The 23,249-nt window shown below is 59.8% G+C and carries 22 protein-coding genes, 1 tRNA gene and 1 pseudogene; 7 read left to right on the forward strand and 17 right to left on the reverse strand.

The window, feature by feature from the left end:
* Window positions 1-31: 31 nt before the first annotated feature.
* The 7 genes from phoU to phoR all read right to left on the reverse strand — a co-directional run bounded on the left by phoU (window position 32) and on the right by phoR (window position 7,933).
* Window positions 32-745, reverse strand: coding sequence for a phosphate signaling complex protein PhoU (phoU, locus tag PH551_RS02995; RefSeq protein ID WP_004672769.1), 714 nt, complete (start codon window positions 743-745; stop codon window positions 32-34).
* Window positions 746-789: 44 nt separating this feature from the next.
* A complete protein-coding gene (gene pstB, locus PH551_RS03000; RefSeq protein WP_085776826.1) occupies window positions 790-1,605 on the reverse strand; it encodes a phosphate ABC transporter ATP-binding protein PstB in 816 nt (271 codons plus the stop codon).
* A 15-nt stretch (window positions 1,606-1,620) separates the two neighbouring features.
* On the reverse strand, window positions 1,621-2,943 hold the full coding sequence (gene pstA, locus PH551_RS03005) for a phosphate ABC transporter permease PstA (protein ID WP_285191803.1): 1,323 nt from the start codon (window positions 2,941-2,943) through the stop codon (window positions 1,621-1,623).
* Entirely contained in the window at window positions 2,940-4,421 is a 1,482-nt protein-coding gene (pstC, locus tag PH551_RS03010) for a phosphate ABC transporter permease subunit PstC (RefSeq protein ID WP_285191804.1), read from the reverse strand. The genes pstA and pstC overlap by 4 nt, the downstream gene beginning before the upstream one ends.
* A 167-nt stretch (window positions 4,422-4,588) precedes the next feature.
* On the reverse strand, window positions 4,589-5,623 hold the full coding sequence (locus PH551_RS03015) for a substrate-binding domain-containing protein (RefSeq protein ID WP_183706011.1): 1,035 nt from the start codon (window positions 5,621-5,623) through the stop codon (window positions 4,589-4,591).
* Between the two features lie 482 nt (window positions 5,624-6,105).
* Window positions 6,106-6,507 (reverse strand): endonuclease domain-containing protein, encoded by a 402-nt coding sequence (locus PH551_RS03020; RefSeq protein ID WP_285192123.1) that lies wholly within the window; start codon window positions 6,505-6,507, stop codon window positions 6,106-6,108.
* Window positions 6,508-6,712: 205 nt separating this feature from the next.
* Window positions 6,713-7,933: a phosphate regulon sensor histidine kinase PhoR gene (gene phoR, locus PH551_RS03025; protein ID WP_285192124.1), complete on the reverse strand. Its 1,221-nt coding sequence runs from the start codon at window positions 7,931-7,933 to the stop codon at window positions 6,713-6,715.
* 240 nt (window positions 7,934-8,173) lie between these two features.
* Between phoR and ppk2 the strand changes: the two genes are divergently transcribed.
* Window positions 8,174-9,055 (forward strand): polyphosphate kinase 2, encoded by an 882-nt coding sequence (gene ppk2 / locus PH551_RS03030; protein ID WP_285191805.1) that lies wholly within the window; start codon window positions 8,174-8,176, stop codon window positions 9,053-9,055.
* 24 nt (window positions 9,056-9,079) lie between these two features.
* Here ppk2 and PH551_RS03035 read toward each other — a convergent pair whose 3' ends face one another.
* Window positions 9,080-10,276, reverse strand: a complete 1,197-nt coding sequence (locus PH551_RS03035; RefSeq protein ID WP_285191806.1) for a regulator — start codon at window positions 10,274-10,276, stop codon at window positions 9,080-9,082.
* Window positions 10,277-10,562: 286 nt separating this feature from the next.
* Here PH551_RS03035 and PH551_RS03040 point away from each other — a divergent pair, with 286 nt between their 5' ends.
* The 4 genes and pseudogenes from PH551_RS03040 to PH551_RS03055 all read left to right on the forward strand — a co-directional run bounded on the left by PH551_RS03040 (window position 10,563) and on the right by PH551_RS03055 (window position 13,563).
* The gene (locus PH551_RS03040) at window positions 10,563-11,522 is read left to right on the forward strand and encodes an NAD(P)H-dependent flavin oxidoreductase (protein ID WP_285191807.1); all 960 of its coding nucleotides are present in this window, start codon (window positions 10,563-10,565) and stop codon (window positions 11,520-11,522) included.
* 118 nt (window positions 11,523-11,640) lie between these two features.
* A tRNA-Thr gene (locus tag PH551_RS03045) sits at window positions 11,641-11,716 on the forward strand.
* 128 nt (window positions 11,717-11,844) lie between these two features.
* Window positions 11,845-12,366: pseudogene (locus PH551_RS03050) on the forward strand (hypothetical protein).
* Window positions 12,367-12,621: 255 nt separating this feature from the next.
* Complete coding sequence (locus PH551_RS03055) at window positions 12,622-13,563, forward strand: DUF4238 domain-containing protein (RefSeq protein ID WP_285191808.1); 942 nt, start codon at window positions 12,622-12,624, stop codon at window positions 13,561-13,563.
* 114 nt (window positions 13,564-13,677) lie between these two features.
* On the opposite strand, the gene PH551_RS03060 is transcribed toward PH551_RS03055, so the two are convergent.
* Window positions 13,678-14,244 carry a hypothetical protein gene (locus tag PH551_RS03060; RefSeq protein ID WP_285191809.1) on the reverse strand — a complete coding sequence of 189 codons (567 nt, stop codon included), beginning with the start codon at window positions 14,242-14,244 and terminating at the stop codon, window positions 13,678-13,680.
* Between the two features lie 173 nt (window positions 14,245-14,417).
* Between PH551_RS03060 and PH551_RS03065 the strand changes: the two genes are divergently transcribed.
* Window positions 14,418-14,573, forward strand: coding sequence for a hypothetical protein (locus PH551_RS03065; protein ID WP_285191810.1), 156 nt, complete (start codon window positions 14,418-14,420; stop codon window positions 14,571-14,573).
* Window positions 14,574-14,623: 50 nt separating this feature from the next.
* On the opposite strand, the gene PH551_RS03070 is transcribed toward PH551_RS03065, so the two are convergent.
* The 3 genes from PH551_RS03070 to PH551_RS03080 form a co-directional block, all read right to left on the reverse strand.
* A complete protein-coding gene (locus tag PH551_RS03070; protein ID WP_285191811.1) occupies window positions 14,624-15,412 on the reverse strand; it encodes a hypothetical protein in 789 nt (262 codons plus the stop codon).
* Window positions 15,413-15,686: 274 nt separating this feature from the next.
* Window positions 15,687-17,180: an ArnT family glycosyltransferase gene (locus PH551_RS03075; protein WP_285191812.1), complete on the reverse strand. Its 1,494-nt coding sequence runs from the start codon at window positions 17,178-17,180 to the stop codon at window positions 15,687-15,689.
* Between the two features lie 94 nt (window positions 17,181-17,274).
* Window positions 17,275-18,246 carry a 2OG-Fe(II) oxygenase gene (locus PH551_RS03080; RefSeq protein ID WP_350223842.1) on the reverse strand — a complete coding sequence of 324 codons (972 nt, stop codon included), beginning with the start codon at window positions 18,244-18,246 and terminating at the stop codon, window positions 17,275-17,277.
* 532 nt (window positions 18,247-18,778) lie between these two features.
* Here PH551_RS03080 and PH551_RS03085 point away from each other — a divergent pair.
* Complete coding sequence (locus PH551_RS03085; RefSeq protein ID WP_285191814.1) at window positions 18,779-19,519, forward strand: membrane-anchored protein; 741 nt, start codon at window positions 18,779-18,781, stop codon at window positions 19,517-19,519.
* Window positions 19,520-19,603: 84 nt separating this feature from the next.
* Here the strand turns inward: PH551_RS03085 and PH551_RS03090 are convergent, their stop codons facing one another.
* The 5 genes from PH551_RS03090 to PH551_RS03115 all read right to left on the reverse strand — a co-directional run bounded on the left by PH551_RS03090 (window position 19,604) and on the right by PH551_RS03115 (window position 23,218).
* On the reverse strand, window positions 19,604-20,293 hold the full coding sequence (locus tag PH551_RS03090) for a glycosyltransferase family protein (protein ID WP_285191815.1): 690 nt from the start codon (window positions 20,291-20,293) through the stop codon (window positions 19,604-19,606).
* Window positions 20,294-20,378: 85 nt separating this feature from the next.
* Window positions 20,379-21,206: a 3-deoxy-manno-octulosonate cytidylyltransferase gene (locus PH551_RS03095; protein ID WP_285191816.1), complete on the reverse strand. Its 828-nt coding sequence runs from the start codon at window positions 21,204-21,206 to the stop codon at window positions 20,379-20,381.
* A 165-nt stretch (window positions 21,207-21,371) separates the two neighbouring features.
* Window positions 21,372-21,536 (reverse strand): hypothetical protein, encoded by a 165-nt coding sequence (locus tag PH551_RS03100; RefSeq protein ID WP_285191817.1) that lies wholly within the window; start codon window positions 21,534-21,536, stop codon window positions 21,372-21,374.
* A 644-nt stretch (window positions 21,537-22,180) separates the two neighbouring features.
* On the reverse strand, window positions 22,181-22,390 hold the full coding sequence (locus PH551_RS03110) for a hypothetical protein (RefSeq protein ID WP_285191818.1): 210 nt from the start codon (window positions 22,388-22,390) through the stop codon (window positions 22,181-22,183).
* A 318-nt stretch (window positions 22,391-22,708) separates the two neighbouring features.
* Window positions 22,709-23,218, reverse strand: coding sequence for a hypothetical protein (locus PH551_RS03115; RefSeq protein WP_285191819.1), 510 nt, complete (start codon window positions 23,216-23,218; stop codon window positions 22,709-22,711).
* Window positions 23,219-23,249: the final 31 nt, after the last annotated feature.

Genomic DNA, 23,249 nt, shown 5'->3' on the forward strand with positions numbered 1-23,249 from the left:
CCGAACGGGCGCGCACGCAATCTTGGAAGGATTATTCCGTCGCGGCGCCGACGGTGTTGGCGCTGTCATCCTTTGGGCGATCGCCTTCCGGCTGGGCGCCTGTTGCCATGTAGTAGATCGTCTCGGCGATGTTGGTGGCATGGTCGCCGATGCGCTCGATGTTCTTGGCGCAGAAGAGCAGATGCGTGCAGCTCGTGATGTTGCGCGGATCTTCCATCATGTAGGTCAAGAGCTCGCGGAACAGCGAGGTGTACATGGCGTCGATCTCGTTGTCGCGTTCGCGGATGGCGGTCGCCTTGTCGGCAGCGCGTGTCGTATAGACGTCGAGCACTTCCTTGAGCTGGACAAGCGCCAGCTCGGAGAGATGCTCGAGACCGCGGGCGAGCTTGCGGGGCACGCCGGTGCTCTGCACGGCGATGACGCGCTTGGCGGTGTTCTTGCCAAGGTCGCCGACGCGTTCGAGATCGGCGGCGATGCGGATCGAACCCATGATTTCGCGCAGGTCCGCCGCCATCGGCTGACGGCGGGCGATGGTGACGATCGCCTTGTCGCCGATTTCGCGCTCGGTGTGATCGAGGATCACGTCGTCTGAGATGACCTTCTGCGCCAGCGCGGTATCGCCGTTGACCAGCGCCCGGACGGATTCGGCGACCATCTGTTCGGCCAGGCCGCCCATTTCGGAAATCCGCCTGGAAAGGAACTTCAGATCATCATCATAGGCAGAATAAATATGTGTCGATGCCATGGGGCTTTGTCCTCGAATAAGGGGAAGGCTTCGGATGGCCGTGATCAGCCGAAGCGACCCATGATGTAGTCCTGGGTACGGGGATCGTCCGGATTGGTGAACATCTTGTCGGTGTCGTTCTCCTCGACAAGATTGCCGAGGTGGAACATGGCGGTGCGCTGCGAGACGCGCGCGGCCTGCTGCATGGAGTGGGTGACGATGACGATCGTATAGTTTTCGCGCAGTTCGTGGATCAGCTCCTCGACCTTGGCGGTGGCGATCGGGTCAAGGGCCGAGCAGGGCTCGTCCATCAGGATGACTTCCGGGCTGACGGCAACGGCGCGGGCAATGCACAGGCGCTGCTGCTGACCGCCGGAGAGGCCCGTGCCGGATTCGTGCACGCGGTCCTTGACCTCGTTCCAGAGCCCGGCGCGCTGCAGGCTGCTCTCGACGATCTGGTCGAGATCGGCCTTCGACTTGGCGAGACCGTGGATGCGGGGGCCGTAGGAGACGTTTTCATAGATCGACTTCGGGAACGGGTTCGGCTTCTGGAAAACCATGCCGACGCGGGCGCGAAGTTCGACGACGTCGATATCCGGATCATAGATATCGTCGCTGTCGAGCGTGATCTTGCCGGTGACGCGGCACCCCTCGATCGTGTCGTTCATGCGGTTCAGGCTTCGCAGGAAGGTCGACTTGCCGCAGCCCGAGGGGCCGATCAGGGCGGTTACGGTGTTTTCACGGATGTTCAGGTTCACGTCGAAAAGCGCGCGCTTCTCGCCGTAGTATACGGAGACATCCTGTCCGATCATTTTATACGGGACGTTGCTCATCTTCTGATCCAGCGCCTTTTCAACTGCAGCTTCCGTCAGCATGTTCATGATGTTTGACTCCGTTTACCAGCGGCGCTCGAAGCGACGACGCAAGAGGATGGCGCCCATGTTCATGACGACCAGGAACAGGAGCAGGACGATGATGGCACCCGAAGTACGCTCCACGAAGGCACGTTCGGCCTCGTTCGCCCACATATAGACCTGCACGGGCAAGGCCGTCGAGGGCTCGAGCGGTGTCGCGGGCGCATTGGCGACGAAGGCGACCATGCCGATCAAGAGCAGCGGCGCGGTTTCGCCGAGCGCGTGCGCCAGGCCGATGATGGTGCCGGTGAGAATGCCGGGCATGGCAAGCGGCAGGACATGGTGGAACACCATCTGCATCTTCGAGGCGCCGAGGCCCAAGGCGGCGGCGCGGATCGAGGGCGGCACGGCGCGCAGGGCCGCGCGGGTCGCGATGATGATCGTCGGCAGCGTCATCAGCGTCAGCACCAGGCCGCCGACCAGCGACGCCGAGCGCGGCAGACCGATGAAGTTGATGAAGACGGAAAGGCCGAGCAGACCATAGACGATCGACGGGACGGCGGCGAGGTTGTTGATGTTGACCTCGATCAGGTCGGTCAGCCTGTTCTTCGGCGCGAACTCTTCGAGATAGATCGACGCCGCCACACCGATCGGCAGCGACAGCACGAGCACGATCAGCATCAGGTAGAGCGAGCCGATGAGGGCGACGCCGAGGCCGGCGGCTTCGGGACGGCTGGAATTGCCGTTGACGAAGAGGCCGCTGTTGAACTGCTTCTGAAGCGCGCCGTCCGCCTTTAGCTGGTTCATCCAGGCCACCTGCTTGTCGTTGACCTTGCGGTTCTTCTCATCGACGGAAAGATCGATCTGGCCCTTGTTGGCGCTATCGATATTGGCATCGGCGAGCAAGGTGACGTTGACGGTCTTGCCGATGATCGAGGGATCGGCGACGACCAGATCGCGCAGCTGGATCGGCGCGCTCTTGGAGAGCATCGCGGTTGCGTCGCGCACGTCGGGACGGCTTGAGGCGTTGATGTTCAGCTGCTTGACGATCGCTTCGCGCAGCAGAACCGGATAATTGGCCGCGACCAGCACGGAAGGATCGGTCGCGCGCTTGTTGTCCGGGTCGATCGTCTTCTCCGTGAATTCGATCGGCAGGGTGATCGTCGTCTGCTGGAAGGCGGTGTAGCCTTTGCCGATCACCGTCCACAGCAGGACGAAGAGGAAGATAAGGCCGAAGGCGATGGCGGCGATACCGTAGGCCTGGAACCGGCGCTCGGCGGCATAGCGGCGCTTGATGCCGATATCACGGCGGGCCGGCGCTTTGGAAACGGTGGCACCGATGGCGGGAGAAACAATATTCGTCATTCGTACTGCTCCCGGTATTTGCGCACGATGTAGAGCGCATAGATGTTGAGGCAAAGCGTGATGCAGAACAGCGTGATGCCAAGCGCGAAGGCAACCAGCGTCTGCGGCGAGGTGAACTCAAGGTCGCCCGTCAGCTGGTTGACGATCTTGACGGTCACCGTGGTCATCGGCTCGAAAGGGTTGATCTGAATGCGGGCGGCGACACCCGCGGCCAACACGACGATCATGGTCTCGCCGATGGCGCGCGACGCGGTCATCAGCAGCGCGCCGACGATGCCGGGAAGCGCGGCCGGCAGGACCACCTTCTTGATGGTTTCGGAGCGTGTGGCGCCGAGACCGAGCGATCCATCGCGCAGTGCCCGCGGCACGGCGGTGATGATGTCGTCCGACAGCGAGGAGACGTAGGGGATCAACATGATGCCCATGACGATACCAGCCGTCAGAACGCTCTGCGCCTGAATGAAATTGGTGTAGCTGCCGGAGAGCAGGCCGCTGATCTGGGCGGAGAAATCGCGCAGGAACGGACCGACGGTGACGAGCGCGAAGAAGCCGTAGACGATCGTCGGGATGCCGGCCAGGACTTCGAGAAGAGGCTTGGAGACGGAACGCAGCTTCGGCGAGGCGTATTCGGCCATATAGATGGCGGCGAAGAGGCCGACCGGAACCGCGACCAGCATGGCGACGAGGCCGATATAGAGCGTGCCGAGCAGGAGCGGGATCAGGCCGAACTGGCCGAAGGAGGAGCTGCCGGCGCCGGCAAAGCGCGGATCCCAGACGGTGCCGAAGAAGAATTCGCCGGCGGGAACGACGGCAAAGAAGCGGGCGGCTTCCGACAGCATGGACAACACGATGCCGACCGTCGTCAGGATGGCGATCGAGGAGGCGAGCAGCAGGCCCCAGAGCATGACGCGCTCGACGCGGTTGCGGGCGCGGAAGCGCGGCGCGATGGCGCGCAGCGCATAAAGGGCGCCGGCAACGGCCAGAATGAAGACGATCGCCGTCATGGCGAGGCGGCTCGTCATGCTCATGGAATTCAGCGTCTTGGCGGCCTCGACCATGTAAGGCTGCGGCTGGCCGGCGAGCGGCACGCCCTTTTCGCTGAGCTTGGCCTGCAGGGCGGCCGGATCGTTTGCCACCGCGGCGGCTTCGTCCGATGTCAGCATCGTCAGCCCGCGCGCGACCGTCGCCACCATCGAATAGCTCAGATCCTGTTCGACTGCGGCCTGAGCCTTGACGTCAGCAGGGAAAGCTCCCCGAACCCAGGACTGGATGATGCCGGGGCTGACGGAGAGCCAGACGCAGAGGACGATGAGGGCGGGAAGAACCGTCCAGATCGCGGCATAGGCGCCGTAATAGGCCGGCCGGGAATGCAGTGCGGAGGACCTGCCTCCGGCAAGGGCCGTGGCACGGTTGCGCGCGACCAGATAGGCGGCGGCACCGATCACCACAAGGCACAGAAGTATGACGGATGTGCTCATTCGTTACGTCCCCAGGCCCGTGGCCCCCAAAAAGCGCGGCGGCTTCATCAGCCTGCCTTCGGCTTCCAATCTTGGAGAAGGAATTCAACCCTGCAGCGGAAAGACCGCCACGCAGGGACATTAACGATGCCGGCGCGGGCTTTGAAGCACCGCGCCGGCAAAGTCATTTACATGGACTTACCGGCTTCGACGTCCTTGCGGATCGCATCACGCTCGGCATCCGGAGCGGCAACGAGGCCGTATTCAGCCAGCGGGCCGTCGGGGCCGATCATCTGGTCGGATACGAAGAAGTTGACATATTCCTTCAGGCCCGGAACGGCGCCGAGATGTGCCTTCTTGACATAGAAGAACAGCGGGCGGGAAACCGGATAGGTGCCGTTGGCGATCGTTTCGGTGGACGGAACGATACCGTTCACGCTGGCGACCTTGAGCTTGTCGGCGTTGTTTTCATAGAAGGAAAGGCCGAATACGCCGACGCCGGTCTTGTTGGCGGCGATGCGTGCGAGGGTTTCCGGATAGTCGCCGTCGATGTCGACTGCAGCGCCGTCCTTGCGGACTGCGACGCAGGCCTTGGTCTGGGCAGCCTTGTCGGTGATTTCCTTGGCGATAACGTCGAGAGCGCCCGAAGCCTTGCAGCCGGCGGCAAGAACGTTCTGTTCGAAGACTTCGCGCGTGCCGTGCTTTTCGCCCGGGATATAGGCGGCGATATCAACGGCCGGGAGCTTCGGGTTGACTTCCGACCACTTCTTGTAGGGGTTGGCGACGAGCTTGCCGTCGACGACGACCTGGGCAGCGAGGGCCTTGTAGATGTCGGCCGGAACATAAGCGACATCCGGGTTGGACGAGTCGGTTGCGAAGACGATGCCGTCATAACCGATCTTGACTTCCTGGATGTCGGTTACGCCGGCGGCCTTGCAGGCTTCGGCTTCATTCTTGTTGATCGGACGCGAAGCGTTGGCGATGTCGATGGTGTCTTCACCAACGCCCTTGCAGAATTCCTTCAGACCAGCGCCCGTGCCGCCGGATTCGACGACCGGCGTCTTGAAGTTGGTGAAGGTCTCGCCGAAGGACTCGGCAACGATCTTGGCGTAAGGCAGGACGGTGGACGAACCAGCGATCTGGATCTGGTCGCGAGCGACGGCTGCGCCAGCGAAAGCGGCAGTTGCAGCGAGCGCGGCAACGGTGAGCTTGAAGGTGTTCATTAGAAATCTCCCGCATTGGGCTTGTGTGAGTGCGGCCTATAGAGAGGCCCTCGCATGCCTTTTTTCATCGGCGGGACTCTCTTAACGCTGTAAGCACCGTCCTTTTATGTCAAATCCGTGAAACATTTGTGACGGGTTAAGCGTCTGTTTTATAACAACAAATTTTATGGATGCCGCCCGAAAGTGTCGACGGTCGGGAAAGTTTGGATCGGCGCTCGACCTTGCATTGCAAGTTTATCACACGTGTCCGGTGGTTGCGGAAAGGCCCCCTGGCCCTTCCCGCCTGCATTCTTTCATGCAGGTCCGCCCGTGGGATCTGCCCCTCATCCGCCTGCCGGCACCTTCTCCCCGTTTTGACGGGGAGAAGGGGATATGCCGCGACCTGTCCGTCCCACCCAAAAACTCTCGACAGGGCACGTCCCCTCTCCCCGTCAATACGGGGAGAGGGTTAGGGTGAGGGGCAATCGCACGGCACGCCATCGTTATTCACGCATGGCTGGAAAGAACCGCAAATCCATTGCCTCGACGCCTTCGACCAGCAGCCCGTCGCAGATCGCAACGATCGTCTCCAGCACGGATGGCAGCGCGCTCAGTACGTCTACATTCCAGAAACGAACCACCGACCAGCCATTGCCGGTCATGAAGGCATCTCGAATGCCGTCCCGTCGGCTTTCCGCATGCTGGCTGCCATCGACTTCGACCACGAGCCGCAGTTCCCGGCAGGCAAAATCTGCAAAATAGGGACCGATCGGAAATTGCCGCACGAACTTGTTTCCGTTGAGGCGGCGGTCGCGCAGTTCCTTCCACAATTTGTCCTCTGCGTCGTTATCCGACTGGCGCAGGGAACGTGCTCGGGCGATGGTTTTGGGTTTGGAACCTCTCATTGACGTTTTTCCTTGTGACTTGCCCCTCATCCGGCTGCCGCCACCTTCTCCCCGTAAACGGGGCGAAGGGGATATGCCGCAACCTCTCGGCTCCCCGCGAGCCTCTCGCATGGCACGTCCCCTCGCCCCCATTTACGGGGAGAGGGTTAGGGTCAGGGGCAGCGTCCGCGGTACGCATCGCTTATCGCTCGCGTCGCGTACCACGCTAGAACCGCACCGTAAAATCGGTGCCCTTGCCTACCTCGGACTTGACGATCAGCCGGGCGCGGTGGCGGGTGAGGATATGTTTGACGATGGCAAGGCCGAGGCCGGTGCCTTTCTTCGAGCGGCTGTCCTCGATGCTGACGCGGTAGAAGCGCTCCGTCAGACGCGGCACGTGCTCGGCCGGAATGCCCGGACCCTTGTCGATGATGCTGACCTCCACCGGGGCGCCGGCGCCGTTCTTCAGCCAGACGTCGACGATCCTGCCTTCCTGGCCATATTTGCAGGCATTCTCGATCAGGTTCTCGAAGACCTGGACAAGCTCGTCGCGATCCCCCAGCACCTCCACCTTGCCGTCGGGCAGATGCAGGTTGATGTCGACGCCGACGTCCCTGGCGAGCGGCACCAGCGAGTCGCGGACATGGCCGAGCAGCGGCACAAGGTCAACCTTCTCGTCCGGCGCGATGTGCGATTTCAACTCCAGGCGGGAGAGCGACAACAGATCATCGACCAGCCTGCTCATGCGCGTCGCTTGATCGAGCATGATGCCCAGAAACTGCGCCTGCGCCTTCTGATCGTTCTTCGCCGGCCCCTGGATGGTTTCGATGAAGCCGCGCAATGAAGCAAGCGGCGTGCGCAGCTCGTGGCTGGCATTGGCGACGAAATCCGAACGCATGCGGTCGATGCGGCGGACCTCCGATATATCGCGGAAGGACAGGATGAAAAACCGCTCCGGCTCTCCGTCCGCCGGGAATTCGACGGGCGCGCTGCGGACGATATAGACGCGCTCGGACGGCAGCCGCTCGGCATGCTCGATCTGGTTCGGCGCATTAGTGGCGATAGTTTCGCGTACCATGTCGAGCACGCCGGGCGAGCGCAGCCGGGCCGATATATGGGCGCCGAGCGCCACCTCGCCGAAGGCCTTTTCGGCGGCAGGGTTCTGGAACAGCACCGACGCGTCGTCCGACAGCACCATGGCGGGAATATCGAGCCCGGCAAGCGTGGCGGAAACGTCAGGCAGGCGGCTTGGCGGTGCTTGCGGCTCCGCTGCCGCCGGCTCGACCGGTTCCGCCTTGACGACAGGCGCCTCCTTGAACAGCGCGGTCAAGATCATGACGAGCAGGAGAACGAGCACCACCCACTTGTTCATCCCGGCGGCAAGGGCGGCAAGCGCGCTGAGGATGGCCGCAAGCAGCACCGGACGTTCGCGCCGGATGCGCGCCAGCAGGCTTTTTCTCCAGGGGATTTCGTCTTGCAAGTGGGCCTCGAGGCGTCGATTCGTTTTCTCTATATTGAACTCTGCCTGATAGCGGCAATTCATGACAGAAGTTTTCGGCTGGCGCCGGTCAAGCGAAAGACTTCAGCGCAGGCTCGGGAAAAATCACCGGCCAAAAGCGAAAGATTTGATTTTCAACGGCAAGTATGTTCGCCTACGGCAAGAGGACCACCAGCGCAGGAGGAGCATATGGGCGAGACTGTCGAAAGCAGGGCGGTGGAGCTCGACATCCGCGGCAAGAAACGCATCTTCGACGTCGATGATCCGGTCCTGCCGGACTGGGTGGAGGAAAACGCCCTCGAGTCCGGCGGGTTTCCCTACAAGAAGAAGCTCAATGAGGAGGACTATCTGGAGCAGCTGGAAAAACTGCAGGTGGAACTCGTCAAGGTGCAGTTCTGGCTGCAGGCTGCCGGCAAGCGGGTGATGGCGCTATTCGAGGGGCGCGACGCGGCCGGCAAGGGCGGCGCCATTTCGGCCTCGTCGGCTCACATGAACCCGCGCCTTGCGCGCGTCGTCGCGCTCGCCAAGCCGACCGAGCGCGAGCAGGGGCAATGGTATTTCCAGCGTTATGTCGCGCAATTCCCGACCGCAGGCGAATTCGTGCTGTTCGACCGCTCCTGGTACAACCGCGCTGGCGTCGAACCGGTCATGGGCTTCTGCACGCCGCAGCAATATGAAGGTTTCCTCAAGCAGGCGCCGCAGCTCGAAAAGATCATTGCCCATGAGGGTATCTTCTTCTTCAAGTTTTATCTCGATATCGGCCGGGAGATGCAGCTCAAGCGTTTCCATGATCGCAGGCACGATCCGCTGAAAGTCTGGAAGCTGTCATCGATGGATGTCGCGGCGCTGACGAAATGGGGCGATTACAGCGAAAAGCGCGACCGCATGCTCAAGGAAACCCATACTGATTTCGCGCCATGGACCGTCATCCGCGCCAATGACAAGCGGCGTGCGCGTCTGCAGCTCATTCGTCACATGCTCGACAGGATGGACTATGACGGCAAGGACAAAGCGGCACTCGGCGAGATCGACGAGGAGATCATCGGCTCCGGTCCCGGATTCCTGAAATAGGCCGCAGGCCGCTGGAAAGAGACGTCACTGCCCCGGCAGGATGCGGATCGCGAACAGGTTGATGCCGCGCGCCTTGCCGTCGAGATCGCTGTTGATGACAAGCGTACCGGGCGAATTCGGCGCCAGCGAGCGGTCGAAGCTCACCTGCAGCAGCGCATCCGACTTTTCGCGGGTGACGCTGAAGCGATGGCGGGCGCAATTGCCGAGCGACTGGAAATTGCATTCGACCGTCACCTGGGTCGGCTCATCGGTGGTCGATTGCAGCGTCAGCGCGATGGTTGAGGATTTGCCGGCGAGCTGCTGCAGTACAGAGGCGGGAACACTGACCGAAATATTGCCGTCAGCCGCACCGCTTTCGGAAATCAGGCGCACGGCCGGCCCGTCATTCTCAGTGATCTTTTCGGTGCGCGCCCGCGGGCCGCTTTTGATCTTGTCGACCTCGTCCGGCTTGAACACCGGGATCCAATCGGCCGAAAAACTATTCTGCGGATCGATGGTCACCGGCTGATCGGTGTGGGCGGCCGCATTATCGGCGCTGTCGTCATTGCCGGTGAAATCCTCCGGCTGGGTGCTGGCCGGCGGATTGGCGACGCTGGTGTCGCGCTCGGCCGCCGTCAGGAGCAGGCCCGACGTATAGGCCCACCAGGCGCCGATGCCGATGAAGGCGAGCAGGACGCACCAGACGAGAAGCCTCGAGAAGAACTTGCGCGGCTTGCGGCGGCCGGCCGCCCGCTCCGGACGGAAATCCATGTTGGCGGCGCGCTGGCCGCGCGCGAGCCGCTCGTCGCCGACCGGGGCGGCTGCGAGATGATCGGCATTGCTCGCATGCACGTCGTCGAGGCGCGACTCGTCGCTGCTGCGGTGCATGATGACTTCGGGCGCGCGGGTCTCGCCTGCCGCCACCGGGCTGTCGATCAGGCTGTCGATATCGGCCACATCGCCACGGCGAGCCGGCGGCATTTCGACGACGGGCGGCACCGGCACTTCAGGCGGTCTCTGGCGCGGGTGAAGCCGGTCGCGCTCCTCGCTTTCGATGGCGTGGATGGTGGTTTCCAGGCGATGGCGGTGATGGGCGACGGCATCGGCATCGGTGATATCCTGCTTGCGCAGGCCGGCTTCCAGCGCCTGGCGGGCCGATTGGTAGATCCTCGCTCGAACCTCCGGATTGTCGCGATCGGCATTTTCGAGCGCTGTTCTGATGGCCGTTTCTAATCCGCTCACGTCAAGTCCTTCACTTCGAACCCGGCATCGGACTGCCGTCCCCGCCGTTCTCCATCAAAATTCGGTAGCGGCAAGCGCGGCAAACCGCAAGCCTTGCAGTCCCGCCCGCCGCTGATCGGCGGCGATAATCGCCAGCTTTCGCGGCTCCCGGGGCATACCTTGCCCGCCATCTCCGCCTGATATATCGGCGTGAAACCGACGAAGACGTGGCGGCTGCTCTTTTATCGGCATTTCTTCTCTGTTATGAGTTTGACGTTTTCGTAAACGTCAATGCGAGCGGTAAACCATGGCCCTGCCCCCGATCCTCAAGGACAAACTCAGATTGCCGGTGATCGGCTCGCCGCTGTTCATCATCTCGCATCCGGCACTGACCCTGGCGCAATGCAAGGCGGGCGTCGTCGGCGCCTTTCCGGCACTGAACGCCCGGCCGGAAAGCCAGCTCGACGAATGGCTGGCGGAGATCACCGAGGAGCTCGCCCGCCACGATGCCGCCCATCCGCAACGGCCGGCCGCACCCTTTGCCGTCAACCAGATCGTCCACATGTCGAACAAGCGGCTGGAGCACGACCTCTCGCTCTGCGTCAAATACAAGGTGCCGATCGTCATCTCCTCGCTCGGCGCCGTGCCCGAGGTCAACGCCGCCGTGCATTCCTATGGCGGCATCGTGCTGCACGACATTATCAACAACCGCCACGCCCATTCGGCGATCCGCAAGGGCGCGGACGGGCTGATCGCGGTGGCTTCAGGCGCCGGCGGCCATGCCGGCACGCTGTCGCCCTTCGCGCTCGTCCAGGAAATCCGCGAATGGTTCGACGGGCCACTGCTGCTTGCCGGCGCAATCGCGACCGGCGGCGCGATTCTGGCGGCAGAAGCGATGGGCGCCGACATGGCCTATATCGGCTCGCCCTTCATCGCAACTGAAGAGGCGCGCGCCGCGCCCGCCTACAAGCAGGCGATCGTCGACGGCGCAGCCAGCGACATCGTCTACTCCAACTATTTCACCGGCGTGCACGGCAACTATCTCAAGCCCTCGATCATCGCCGCCGGCATGGACCCGGACAACCTGCCCGCCGCCGACCCCTCGAAGATGGATTTCGAGCAGGCCACCGGCGGCGCCAAGGCCTGGAAGGACATATGGGGCAGCGGCCAGGGCATCGGCGCCGTCAAGGCGGTGGAGCCTGTGGCCAATCTCGTCGACCGGCTGGAGGCCGAATACAGGGCCGCCCGCGCCCGCCTCTCGCTCTGAGGGCCTTCCACACCCCGCCCTCTTTTTTGCCAAAGGCGTGACAGGGTGCTTGAAATCTTCAGACAATGCTTGTATCAGCGCCATGCAAATCGCAGGCCGCACTCTTCGGCCGCCAAATGCCGCTTTAGCTCAGTCGGTAGAGCACATCATTCGTAATGATGGGGTCACGTGTTCGAGTCACGTAAGCGGCACCAAAAACCTCAACAAATTGAATGAGATATCGTTTCAGGTACGGAACGTTTCGCTTCCCGCGCTGCTTAGGGGAAAATCTGGGGGAAAATCGGCCTCCCGTTTTCCTCGGCCTCGTGGCATCCTTCCCCCCATGCCTGCTCCGTCGAAAAGAACGCCGTCATCCGATCCGCATCGCTCCCTGCGGGCAGTGACAGTCCCAAATCCGTACTACAGCCCGGCGCATAACGGGGAGCAACCCCCGAACTATTCCGGCGACGTCAACATCCGGGAAAGTGCCATTACGATGCTGGCCTCGCGCGGCCGGGATCGACGCCGCTCAGCTCGCCGCCGCGACGAGGTTCCGCGCTTTGTGGGAGGCGATGTGCCGGAGCACACGGCCATCGATTACAGTCGTGAGCCGGTAGATGGCGGCGGTCGTGCGGACCCGATCGGTCACCGGCAGATGCATGCGGCCGAGCAGCTACGGCGGATTCGGCCTCTGCTGGGCGAGAGGGGTTACTGGCTGGTGTCCCGCATTTGTGGCGAAGGGTATTCCCTTGGTGAGATCGTCGGCCCAGGCGCCAGCAAGCGGGCAAAGCTGAAGGCCGCCCGCGACCTCCGCGAATTCCTCGATCTGCTCTGTGAATACTGGAACCTGTCCACCCGGCGCTGATGCTCCGCCTTGCCTCTCACGGGGCCGCCAGCGCGCGCCGTCGATCCGGCCGGGGGATTTGCTCCGTACCGCTGACATCCGGACCCGCCCGCCGGCGCGTCGGCGGACGCCTTCGCCGGGAGATACATCAGGCGACCATTCTCCGAATATCCTGTGTAGCACTGCGTCAACATGGAGACTTATCCGACCCGTCCCCTTTGCGTTGGCTTAGCCGAATGGCAGTTTTGATTGAGAGATTCGACGTTATGAGCGGGCATGGCAAAAGGGCGACTGAAGAAAAAACAGCACTACGTACCTCGCGCCTACCTAAGCGCATGGGCTGACCCGGCAACGCCGCCCGGCCAAACGCCATACATATGGATTTTCGACAAAGAAGGCGGCGCCCGGAAACGCAAGAGTCCTCAGAAGACATTCACGGAAACCGATATCTACACGATCCCGATGCCCGATGGGTCGCGTGATCTTCGCTTGGAGGACGGACTGCAACATCTGGAGCAGGGCATCGGCACGCTTCGCCGAGACTTCCTGGAGGAAAGAAAGCAGCTACCGGCCGTACGGCACATCAAACTGATGGCCTTTCTCTCCGCAATGCAGGCACGCACGCCGGCCTTCCGCGAACATCATCGGGGTCAGTATCAGAAGCTTCTGAAGATGGGCGATGACCTGATGGCGCAGATGGCGGCCAAGACGCCAGAAGAGCGACGTCGTATAGGCGCTCTTTCGACCTTCTCGAATGGAGGACGACGTATGACGATGGACCAAGTCCGTGAGATTGCGGAGCGCCCGATCCAGGCACTGCTGCCCGGCTTTCTACGTGTTGAGGTGCCGATCCTTGCCCAGATGCAGTCCACGATTCTTTGTGCGACAGGCGACGCCGAGTTCATCACTTCCGATGCCCCTGTATCAAGATATGATCCAGAAGCGCATAAGCGACCCTTTCAGTTTCGGGGCGCCGGCCTGGCTTTCTCCACCGTCGAGATCGTCATGCCATTGAGTGCTGGAATGGCTCTCCTCGTACATCACCCTCAGCCGATGTCACGGGGTATCAAACCGATTGTCTATTGCGATGTTGAGGAAGAGTTTGTTGACGAGGTCAATCGGCGCACCCGTGCGTTTGCGCATGAGCATGTTGTCTCTTCACGCGATCGATTCAAATCCGAATGGCTCGGATGGGAGCGAGTAGATCATGAGGATTGATAACGGTGATCAGCCACGCGGCGGCGGTAGGTATGGCGACCACCCGGACCGTGCTCGGAGGAAGAAAGTGATCGCCTTCAACGCAACGGCGCCCTTACCGTTAGCAATGCAGAATTAGATGCGCCGCGACCGCTGCAGCACGCGCACGGCGCGTAGGCTACGGCGATCAACAAGATATTCATCCTCGCCGTAGCGTTTCGGCATTTTCATCAGGATTGCTTCGGGCGGGGCCAATGTTTCTAGAAGCACCGAGCCGTCTTCATACATGCGGGAGGTACCTTCCGCAAATCTCTCGGCGACAGACCGGTTTGCTGACCATGACAAGCCGTAGCAGCGCCGCCGCCGGTTATCTGCGCCTTCGCCGCGATAGAGCAACACCGCCGGACCGCGATAGGAAGGCAGAAGCACCCGATATGCGTCGACAAGAATGCGATCACCTAACTCCTGCCGGAGATGATCACCGTCGTGGTAATGAAGCTCGCGAAAGTATTTTTTTGTACTCCACGGCACGTCGGGCAATCGAGCGGCGGCACGCATGCAGGCCGGGCCAAGGCCGAAAACAAGATCGAATTGGCACACGATATCGGAAAGCGCTTTGATGTCTCCGGCTTGCGCCGCCATGACGAAGGTGCGGACACTTTCGCGGACTATGCGACTTTCGGCAGCATGGCGTTCACGCAAATCACTTATCGTCATTTGACCCCTTCCGCATATAGCCGGAGCATTGAACGTCAGAACTCAAAGAATTGTTAACGCGGCGGCGGGGCGTAGCGCGACCAGCCGAATCGGCTTCGAAGCAAGAAGATGATCGCCCGGAGCGCCACGTCGTCAGTACCGGCGGCAAGGCGGAGCAGATGGCCGACAAGAGCGGCTTGAAGCCTCGCGGCGCCGACGTCCAGCTCCCGGCGAAAGCGTGCCTCACGGTTTTTAGGATCGATCTCCCGCGCGGCCGAAGAAGCGACCCGACGCTCGACGCCATCATCGGGTCACCGGCTAAAAACAACGCCTGAGTGTCGGGCGGCGCATCGCTTTGGGCGGAGACGGGGAAACTTCAAGCGGGTCAATGGACCGTGATTGGACTCGGAGAGGTGAGATCAATGCAGATAGCTGGCGGATTCCCAAGATCAACGGTCCAGCAGGGTGGGACTATTGGCTTCATTGCATGGGCTCTGTCATAATCCATAATTTCGACAGCCATTGGAAATGGCAGATCTCCTGCACCCTGATCGTAGCGCCTGATTGTCTTGATGAATTTCCCAGAGGTCTTCGATATCCAGATTTCTATCGCCGCACTCCATTTGTCGCGGTGCCAGTACGCGGAATAGTGAAAATCAAGGGCCTCTTCGGTTTGCGAGTCGTCGAACTCTTTACAAGAGGTGAAGACTGGCAGTCCCGAATTTGCATCGAGTGGGGTAAGAATTGGCCGCCTACCTTCACCCCAACCGCCATTTTCGATTCTGTCATAGATGAGATTGTCTATCGCGCGCGCCTCCATGTAAGGCCTGAGATGACCATCTTCTTGCAACTCCGATAAGGTATAACTGTAGCGTCCGCTATTACGCGTATTTTCGTATGCGCGGTTGACGGCATAGCACGATTTATCCTCCCCATTGAACGCCAGATGAGAAGAGCGACTATCTTCCGCGCCGTAAACGGTTGCGACTTTGGTCAGAAATAAACAAAAAGCGGCTGCAGCAATAACACGCATGAAAACCTGCGAATGAAATGACCGGTAGAGTCTGAAGATTTCACTTATACGGCGCATTGATGTCCGCGCAATTTCTTGCTCGGCGATTTCCGCGACCGTCCGCGAAAGCCGCGAATCTTTCAGAAATGAACGCCGCTGCAAGGGCCTTTCGAGTTAGGCCATCTTCGCTCATTACCATTCAATTTCCGCCAACCTGCCCATAGCCACTGCGTATTCACTGGTATGGCGTAGCCGAAGTGCGATCGACCTTCCCTATATTGGGTCGCTCGATTCAGTTCTCGACCTGCTGCTCGGCGACGAGCGCTCGCCACCTCGTCAGCACCGTTCGGATAGGTCGGCAGGTCGAGGGTCACGAGTCCGCCCGTTGCCAGCGGGCAACGCCGGTTTCTCCGCAATCGGCTGACCTGCCGTAACGCTATTTCGCGCCGCCTTCGACCCAGGAGTAACCAATGGAGAAGCTGCGTTTGCCGCCGCTAAAGAGATAGGGCATGGTCAGCGTGTTCAACTCCTGCAGGTGAATGCCCGATCTCACGAGTCCGTTCGCGAAATCCGGGGAAATTGTTGGGTCATCGGCGGTCTCGCCGCGCCAGATTACGAGCACCGGCCCCTTGGCAGCCGCATATTCGGGAACTCCGGAACCTCGAAAGAAGGGGATCACGACGGGAACGTCAGGGAATTCCAGCCTCATGTTGCCGGCCACGAACTTGGTTTCTGCGACGATGAGAACCGGCTTGCGTGTCGCGGTGAGTTCGTCGACGTAGTTCGCGAACGGCACGTTCGTTCTCGTATAGGTGCCGATATATTGAATGGCGACGATCCGTAGCAGAAGGATCGCCAGGATGACGATCATGAAGACCGGCACCACGGGCCGGAAGCGCGCAAGGCCGGCGGAAAGATCGAAGCCTGCGGTTTCCAGTTTCAGGAACAGGTAGATCAGCAGCACGAGCAGGCATGGATCGAGCCAGCGTTCGTGGATGTCGCTCGCGCCTGCGAAGACAACAATAGCGGCGAAGGCGATCAGGCTGACGACCATCATCCGCTCGACCACCCGGATCATCGGACTGGTCGAGGCAAGTGCGCGAAAGAAATCCCGTCCGAAAGCTGCCGCGATAAGAACGATCGGCAATGAGACGAAGCCGAGCACGGCGATCACCAGCGACAACAGCCCCTGTCCGATACGGGGAAGGCCAGCGGCGGCCTCGTGCTCGGCGGTCATCCGCTTCAGGGTCGGCAGCGAAGCGCGGTCTAGGTTATCGGGCAGCCAGAGCGCATGCGGCAGCACGATCAGAATGGCAATTACGACCGCCGGCAGCAGACGCCAGTCGAACAGGCGGCTGCGCCACTTCCTGTCCGGCAGGACGGCGATGAAGGCGGCAAATGGCAGGATGGCGAAATTATACTTCGAGATCAGGCCGATGCCGGTGGCGATGCCAATGATGAGATAGCTTGCGATCGTCGGCTGGCGCAGCGTGCGGAAAAAACCGAAGAGAAAGAGCGAGGTCGCAAACAGCAGCGCGACAGTATGGGTCAGTTCGCGCTGCGCCATCAGCCCGACCTGTGGCAGGGTAATCAGGCTCAGCATTGCGATGGGTGGGAGCAGACGGTCCTTCAGCACCTCGCGCGCAGCCAGGCCATAGAAAAGATAGCAGCCGAAGAGAATGATGTTCTTGGGTACCGAAAGCGCCCACATCGATAAGCCGGTCACCGAAACGATGGCATATTGTATCCAGTTGTAGAAGGGCGGTTGCGGGCCGTAGCCGGCCAAAAGATATTGCGAGTAGAATGCTTGCTCCGCCTCGTCGAGATCGAGCGTATGGGGCAAGGCGATGCGAAGCGCGATATTCAGCAGGAAATAGACTGCCAGAAAAATGCTCGCGGTGGTAAGACTTTTGGTAATCCGTTCCAACATCGATCTCCAAGTCAGGCCAGCAAGGTGCCGTCATCTACCGGTCGCCGCGGGGATTGCCGGCTGTCGGCACCGACGTGAAGTCCCGGGCGAAGCATCACTTCGATCTCGGAGGTGCAGATGTCTGATTATCAGCAGTATAGCTAACAACGCCTTCAGCAAGGAAGGCGTTGTTGGCCTCACGTATCTTTGCGGCCGCATCATCGTACAGAAACGGTAGGAACGCATAGCGGCGTCCTCGCGTGACCATTGAAACGGCATGAAGCAAAGAGCACGAGAAGATCACTGCCCCTCCGGCCGGGGCCTTGAAGCTCCTACTGCCGTACTCGGGAAAACTTACTTCTCCGCCATCGAAATCATCGTTCAGGTTCACTGAGACGGCAAACCGGCGGTGTGCAGTCCCTTTAGTCGTGTTATCCCGATGGGGGCGGAAATGCGCTTTGTCCTCGGCCGCATAGCAGGCGACAATATATCGCTCCATCCGGGTGACCGTGAACTGATGGACCTTCTGGATTTCCGGCACGATTCTACGGATGAACCTGCCCTGCGTTTCGGCGATGATGTCCCTTTCCTGGATGTCGTAGTCCTTACGGCGTTTGTAGCCGTGATCTTTGACCTCGACGGTTTTGCCGTCCACCTCGCGCATAAAACCTGATTCCTCTCCGCCGTTCCGCTCGTAGAGACCTATCAGTCTCGTGCAAAGTTCGGGTTCAAATACGTTTGGAAGCATGATGATGGGGGCGTGGAGTTCGATACCGGAAATCCGGTTGATCGGAGGCAAAGCAGACACAAGCGACAATACTGCCTCGATATCGCTTCCGTCCTCCGCAAACGGAAGCACCTTCAGGACACGCATGGTCGGGTCGATCACTATCCAGATCTGGCGTACCGGCACCCCGCGGTCTCCGGGCTTGGCATCGATCGGAATCGCGCCATAGAGGCGGCTGATTGTGCCGTCGAAGTCCAGGAAGAATCGGTAGCCCGGATACCGGTCGCCAACGCGTTGCTCAGTTTCATCGGTCGAATCGATCGTGACACCGAAAAACGATGCCTTTACATCATCAAACACGTCCGATCTTCGAAATGCTGCCGCTATTGCGGCTTTGCTCCCTGCATGCGAGGCCGATCCGAAGAGGCAAAGGACGAGGTATCGTCCCCGCAGCGGTGTCGAACGCATAACGGGGCGTGGCCATTGATCGCTGGTGAAACCAGGGGGCCGGATCGCCAGGCAGGATGTTCGCGTAAGCGTCCATGAACTCTCCATGAATAGTCTGACGGCAACGCCAATGACAGCAAATCCCGTTTTTTATAGTGTTGCCCGCGGATAGGCCAATTTTGCGAACTAAACAAGATTTCGCGGGAAGCGATGCCAACATTCTGACCTTCCACGCCGCCGCATGAATGCCGGAAGCCGAGCGCTTTGAAAGACTCTGGCCAGCGCCATCTTGGAGAGCGTTGCCTGCAATATGCGCGCCTTTCGCATGTAAGGGCCGGTCACGGACAGGCCCCCTTCTGTGTCCGGTCTTGTTCGCAGGCGATCGCCTTGCGTCCCTACATGGCGTTATGTTACATCGCCCTAATCTCTAAAGTGGTATTGCCCGATGTTGATGACATTTGCGGCGGCGAAAAAATTCATCTCCCGCCGGATCAAATATCTGTTGCGGAACCCCACGCCGCCGACCACCATAGCGCCTTTTGCTGGGCCGGTCGTTGTTCTGGGGTCGGCGCCGACATCTCACAAACCGCTAGGTCTCGACTCAACTTATCGCATCATCTCGGTCAACGCCTCACAACTCGCGCTTCAATCCTGGGGCATCGATGCGCCGGACATCACGTTGATGGGGTATAACGAAATCGAAGGCACGAATAAAAGTGCCGTAGAAACAAGACGCGTTCTCGGCGGGAAGCGCACCGGCTCCCTTTATGTGCTGGCCTGGCGGCATGGCCGCGAGCGATTGCAAGCAGGTCTCGAAGAATTCGGCTACCGCTGCACAGAGGCCCACATCATCGATCGTTATCAGCGGATCGCTCTATTGCACCAGGTCAGCGGGCAACTAAATCTTGAGCTCGACGCCGATACCAAGTGTTCAAACGGCGTCATCGCAGTGCTTTTTGCGCTCTACAACGGCGCGACGGCGGTGATACTTTCAGGGATAAATCCGAACTCCACCGGACATGTCTACAATAGCGCCAACCTGGAGCGTAAACATGTCCGAATGGACAGCGAAATGTTGGCGAGGCTCGTCCGGCTCGGTTACCCCATCTACACCGCCGATCCTCAGGTCGCCGAGAACGTCAGCCTGCCGCTCTGGCAGGGCAATGGGCAAGTAAAGCTTGGTTGATGGAAGGATATCCGACCGCCGCTAGATTACCCGGAGAATTCTCTCGGGGTGGTGTAACAGCGGTTTGGCGGCCTTCAGGCGTCCCTATGAGCGCTGCTGTACAAATAGCATGCGTTCCCGAGCGGCGAACCACTCTTCAGCGTAATCGTCGTTCTTGTATTCCTCGAAATACGGCCCGCCATCGGTGAAATGGACGTTCTTCGCGTCTTCGCGGTAGTCGTATTCATTGACCAGGTAATTCCACGTCACCGGCAATTCGCCGATGAGATCTTCATTCTCCAGCCATTTGAACTGATGGAGTTGCAGCCCGGTCGCGGTATTGACGTAGTCGGGCGTCAGCGCGCGGCATTCGTCATTGTTGAAGAGGATGAGGCTCGACCAGTTCTTCTTTTCGTACTTGGTCTGTGCCTGGCCGAGGAACTTGGTGTCGATCTTCGGCTGGTAGTCGTGCTTGACGCACATCACGGCGTAACGCTCGTCGCGCAACGCCCAAAGCTCGGCGATATCGGCACGCATCAGCATGTCGCAATCCATGAAAATGCTCCAGCCCTGGTAGCCGCTGAGATAGGGCGTGAGGAAGCGCGAGAAAGAGAATTCAGTCGATTGCAGCGCATTGCGCTCACGAGTGAAAATCCCGCCAAGATTCGAAAGCGCGATGGGCGAGAACTCGACCGGGATAGACGACTTCTCGATGATGCTCTGCACGAGAACGTGGTAGGCGACCACTTCTTTGGAGTCGGAGCCCACGAAGATCCGGACCGACTGTTGTTTCATTTTCCACCTCGAGCATTGTAAACAGTGAATTGAACTTAGAAGCGGCTTTCTCGACAGCCCACGCCGTCAGCGAGGCTTGCGACATTCATTCCTTCGACTTTTCGAGAAAGCGCTGCTTGCGGGTTTTCGGTTTGAACCGACGGAAGAAATTGTCAATGGCGCGGATGAATTTGGTGACGGATATCAGCCTGTCGATCTGGCTGTTCGTATTGTCGAGCCGCTCCGACAAGACCTCAGCCGCAGTCATCGCGATCTCGATCGGCGGCACCTCACGAAACCGTTTAGCGAGTGCCGAATAGGGGCTGGCATCGACGCCGCCCATCATCGAGATCGACCCCCTGCGCGCAAAGAGACGCAGGAAGATCTGCTCGAATGTCCAATCGTGCACGTCGAACACCTTCCACTTCTCGCTCCGTTTCGCCGAAAAGCCGGCCAGCAGGATCTTGCCCGGCAGTTTCAGATCGGCGAGCCAGAGCGCCATCGCAAAGCCGCTCGTCGCGATCTTGCCGATCGGATAGAGATCGGCGAGCATTTGTGTCAGATCAAGGTGATGGGCTCGGGCACCGTTGAAGCGGCTCTCCTCGCTGAAGCTTTCCTCTGCGGAGACGCGAATGTTAACGACGCCGAGGAAGTCGTCACCGGCAAAGAAGCGCAAGACATCCGCCGCCTCGCGCCGGTGGACGATATTGGCGCCCATCACGCCGCTGCGGGCAACCAGCATGGAATGGCCGACGAAGGGTTCGTCGAGCACCTTATAGACCTTGTTGAAGAAGACGTAGAGCGCCGTCGCCGGCAATTCGCTCCGCAGCCGCTCGAAATCGACCGCCTCGCTGTTTGCTACCAGCACAATATGAGAATAGCCCGACAGCAGCGCCTTCCAGGCGTCCGGAGTCAAGACATTGAAAACCTTCATTCGCCTTCACCGCAGCTAGTTGCACTTTTCAAGTATGCGATCGGAGCAATCGGCCACCGCCCAATCCAGTATTTTCGAGGTCTTCCAACCTTCTTCTTCGTAAGCGGGTAGCCACTCGCCGCCCACTCGCTTCGCACTGCGGACGAGGACGTGGATAGAAGACAGTCAGCCGCCTGCATGTCCGCGCGCATCCATGTTGGCATTCGCAATCATCGAAAATTCGCGGATCATGTAGAGCCGAGTTGGCTTGCGGTTATTCCCCAGAAGCAGCAAGTCCTGCGGCGGAACCACAGGTTCGCGCATCGTATTGACATCAGAATAGAATCTCACGGCCCTCTGCTTCAAAAATTCCCACCTGCGAAGCAACACTATACTTCGTCAAGTTTCTAGTTGGTTTGAGAACGCGCTGCAATTGCAAATTACCAGGCAAATCAACCACCCAGCCAGTGGGCGTCCGAGGTGAAATGGAATGGCTATCGCCTGGCCGTTCATATCGAGCCGAAGGGCATCAGAATCATCCCCTTCCTGCCTTCAGTCGGACGGTCGTGGCACAAATTCCGACCATCCGAAGCGTGACTGCAATGCGAACCGAATTGCCTTGAAGGCTACGGCGCCCTTACCCTCGGCGAGGCGCAGCAGATGGCCGATAAGAGCGGCTTCGAGCCGAGCCGACGTCAAGCTCCCGCCGATAGCGAAGCCGCAGCGTTTTTGGGCTGATGCCGACGATGCGGCAAACTTCGGCCTGCGAAATCCCCTCGCTCGTGAGCATTGTGACGAGTCGGCAGACATAGAGGTGGGGACATGAGGCGGTCGGCCGGGAGCGCGTTTTTGGTTTTCCATCATAGGCGGGAAAAACCTCCCTGACGTTGTTTTGCCGGCGAGAAAAAAGTCCCTGCATGACGGGCGCGCGGGTCCGGTGGCGCTTTGCCTTTTGAGCTTCAACCCGCCCCCTGCAGTCAGCAACTTGGCGGAAGCTAAATTCCGCGCATGATCGGCTTCCAATATGCGCTGAGGAAATCAGCGCACGTCATATCTGCCAGCTCAACCGACTTCACCGCGTCCGGATCAGCGCCCATGGAATTAATGATGTCCCGCTCAATCACCTTCTTGTTAGGCGCTGAAATCCCGAGGCTCGTGCCGAAAATTGATCGCTCTCCCGCCTGGTCGACGGAGAGCAGTTCCATGTTCATGTCGCCGTACGAAAATCCGAGGTAGACAACAACCTCAGCCTCGCTAATTAGACTTCTCGTCCGGGTAAGCATATCTCCGTCTTCGATCCGTTCGGTAAAAGTTCTGATTTGTGTGGCAATCTCTGGAAGCGCGTGACTATGGAAGTCCTTGCCAAAGGCAGTTGAACCTCTAGGCTTCTGCCAAGGCAGGCAACCCACTTGTCAGTAAGGGTGCTCGATGCTTAATTGATGGACCAGAGCCTGCGCCTCTTGATGGTCAATGCGGAAGTAGTTCGCCAATGCGTGCATCAAATAATGCTCGATGCATCGGTCTTAGTTGAACGTGATGAAAGCCACGTTGTCGAAGATGTTTTCAAGATCAGTTCTCTGGATGCCTTCCGTCAGCATTTGGAAGAATGGTGTATACCAGCTGTTTGATACGGCGCTCAGATCGATGGTTTCGCGATCGCGATGCGGCGCCAGCTTACTCTGCTGCTCGGCCTCCAAAATGCTTGCAGCAATGCCTAGCTTGTCCACCCATGTGCTGATCTCATCCTCTGCGTGAGCGTGCAGATAATTGTCGATTGAAATTGCTTGGGCCATCCCTGACGCAATGTCTCTTCCTGCGAGGAAGTATGGGTTTCCATCGCGCTCACCCTTCTGATTCAAGTGGTGTCGGATGGCACCCTGGATCCGGTTGTCGCCTGATTTGGGCTCCCATCCGTTGCTAAAGGCGAGACTAACCTTATTGGCTATGATACCGGTGAGTTCAGCGCCCATCGGAAAGTTAATTTCGCGACTGGCACCCGCACCAACGATGAAAACTGTGCGTCGTTCGAACATCGATCCCCGACCTTTAACGTTGCCCGATTAA

Origin of the sequence: Rhizobium atlanticum (assembly GCF_030182485.1) — a bacterium.
GTDB lineage: Bacteria > Pseudomonadota > Alphaproteobacteria > Rhizobiales > Rhizobiaceae > Rhizobium.

Coding starts and splice junctions, on each gene's coding strand:
- phoU (WP_004672769.1), bottom strand. CDS start 745: ATGGCATCGACACATATTTATTCTGCCTATGATGATGATCTGAAGTTC.
- pstB (WP_085776826.1), bottom strand. CDS start 1,605: ATGAACATGCTGACGGAAGCTGCAGTTGAAAAGGCGCTGGATCAGAAG.
- pstA (WP_285191803.1), bottom strand. CDS start 2,943: ATGACGAATATTGTTTCTCCCGCCATCGGTGCCACCGTTTCCAAAGCG.
- pstC (WP_285191804.1), bottom strand. CDS start 4,421: ATGAGCACATCCGTCATACTTCTGTGCCTTGTGGTGATCGGTGCCGCC.
- PH551_RS03015 (WP_183706011.1), bottom strand. CDS start 5,623: ATGAACACCTTCAAGCTCACCGTTGCCGCGCTCGCTGCAACTGCCGCT.
- PH551_RS03020 (WP_285192123.1), bottom strand. CDS start 6,507: ATGAGAGGTTCCAAACCCAAAACCATCGCCCGAGCACGTTCCCTGCGC.
- ppk2 (WP_285191805.1), top strand. CDS start 8,174: ATGGGCGAGACTGTCGAAAGCAGGGCGGTGGAGCTCGACATCCGCGGC.
- PH551_RS03040 (WP_285191807.1), top strand. CDS start 10,563: ATGGCCCTGCCCCCGATCCTCAAGGACAAACTCAGATTGCCGGTGATC.
- PH551_RS03055 (WP_285191808.1), top strand. CDS start 12,622: ATGGCAAAAGGGCGACTGAAGAAAAAACAGCACTACGTACCTCGCGCC.
- PH551_RS03065 (WP_285191810.1), top strand. CDS start 14,418: ATGGCCGACAAGAGCGGCTTGAAGCCTCGCGGCGCCGACGTCCAGCTC.
- PH551_RS03075 (WP_285191812.1), bottom strand. CDS start 17,180: ATGTTGGAACGGATTACCAAAAGTCTTACCACCGCGAGCATTTTTCTG.
- PH551_RS03085 (WP_285191814.1), top strand. CDS start 18,779: ATGTTGATGACATTTGCGGCGGCGAAAAAATTCATCTCCCGCCGGATC.
- PH551_RS03090 (WP_285191815.1), bottom strand. CDS start 20,293: ATGAAACAACAGTCGGTCCGGATCTTCGTGGGCTCCGACTCCAAAGAA.
- PH551_RS03095 (WP_285191816.1), bottom strand. CDS start 21,206: ATGAAGGTTTTCAATGTCTTGACTCCGGACGCCTGGAAGGCGCTGCTG.
- PH551_RS03110 (WP_285191818.1), bottom strand. CDS start 22,390: ATGGAACTGCTCTCCGTCGACCAGGCGGGAGAGCGATCAATTTTCGGC.
- PH551_RS03115 (WP_285191819.1), bottom strand. CDS start 23,218: ATGTTCGAACGACGCACAGTTTTCATCGTTGGTGCGGGTGCCAGTCGC.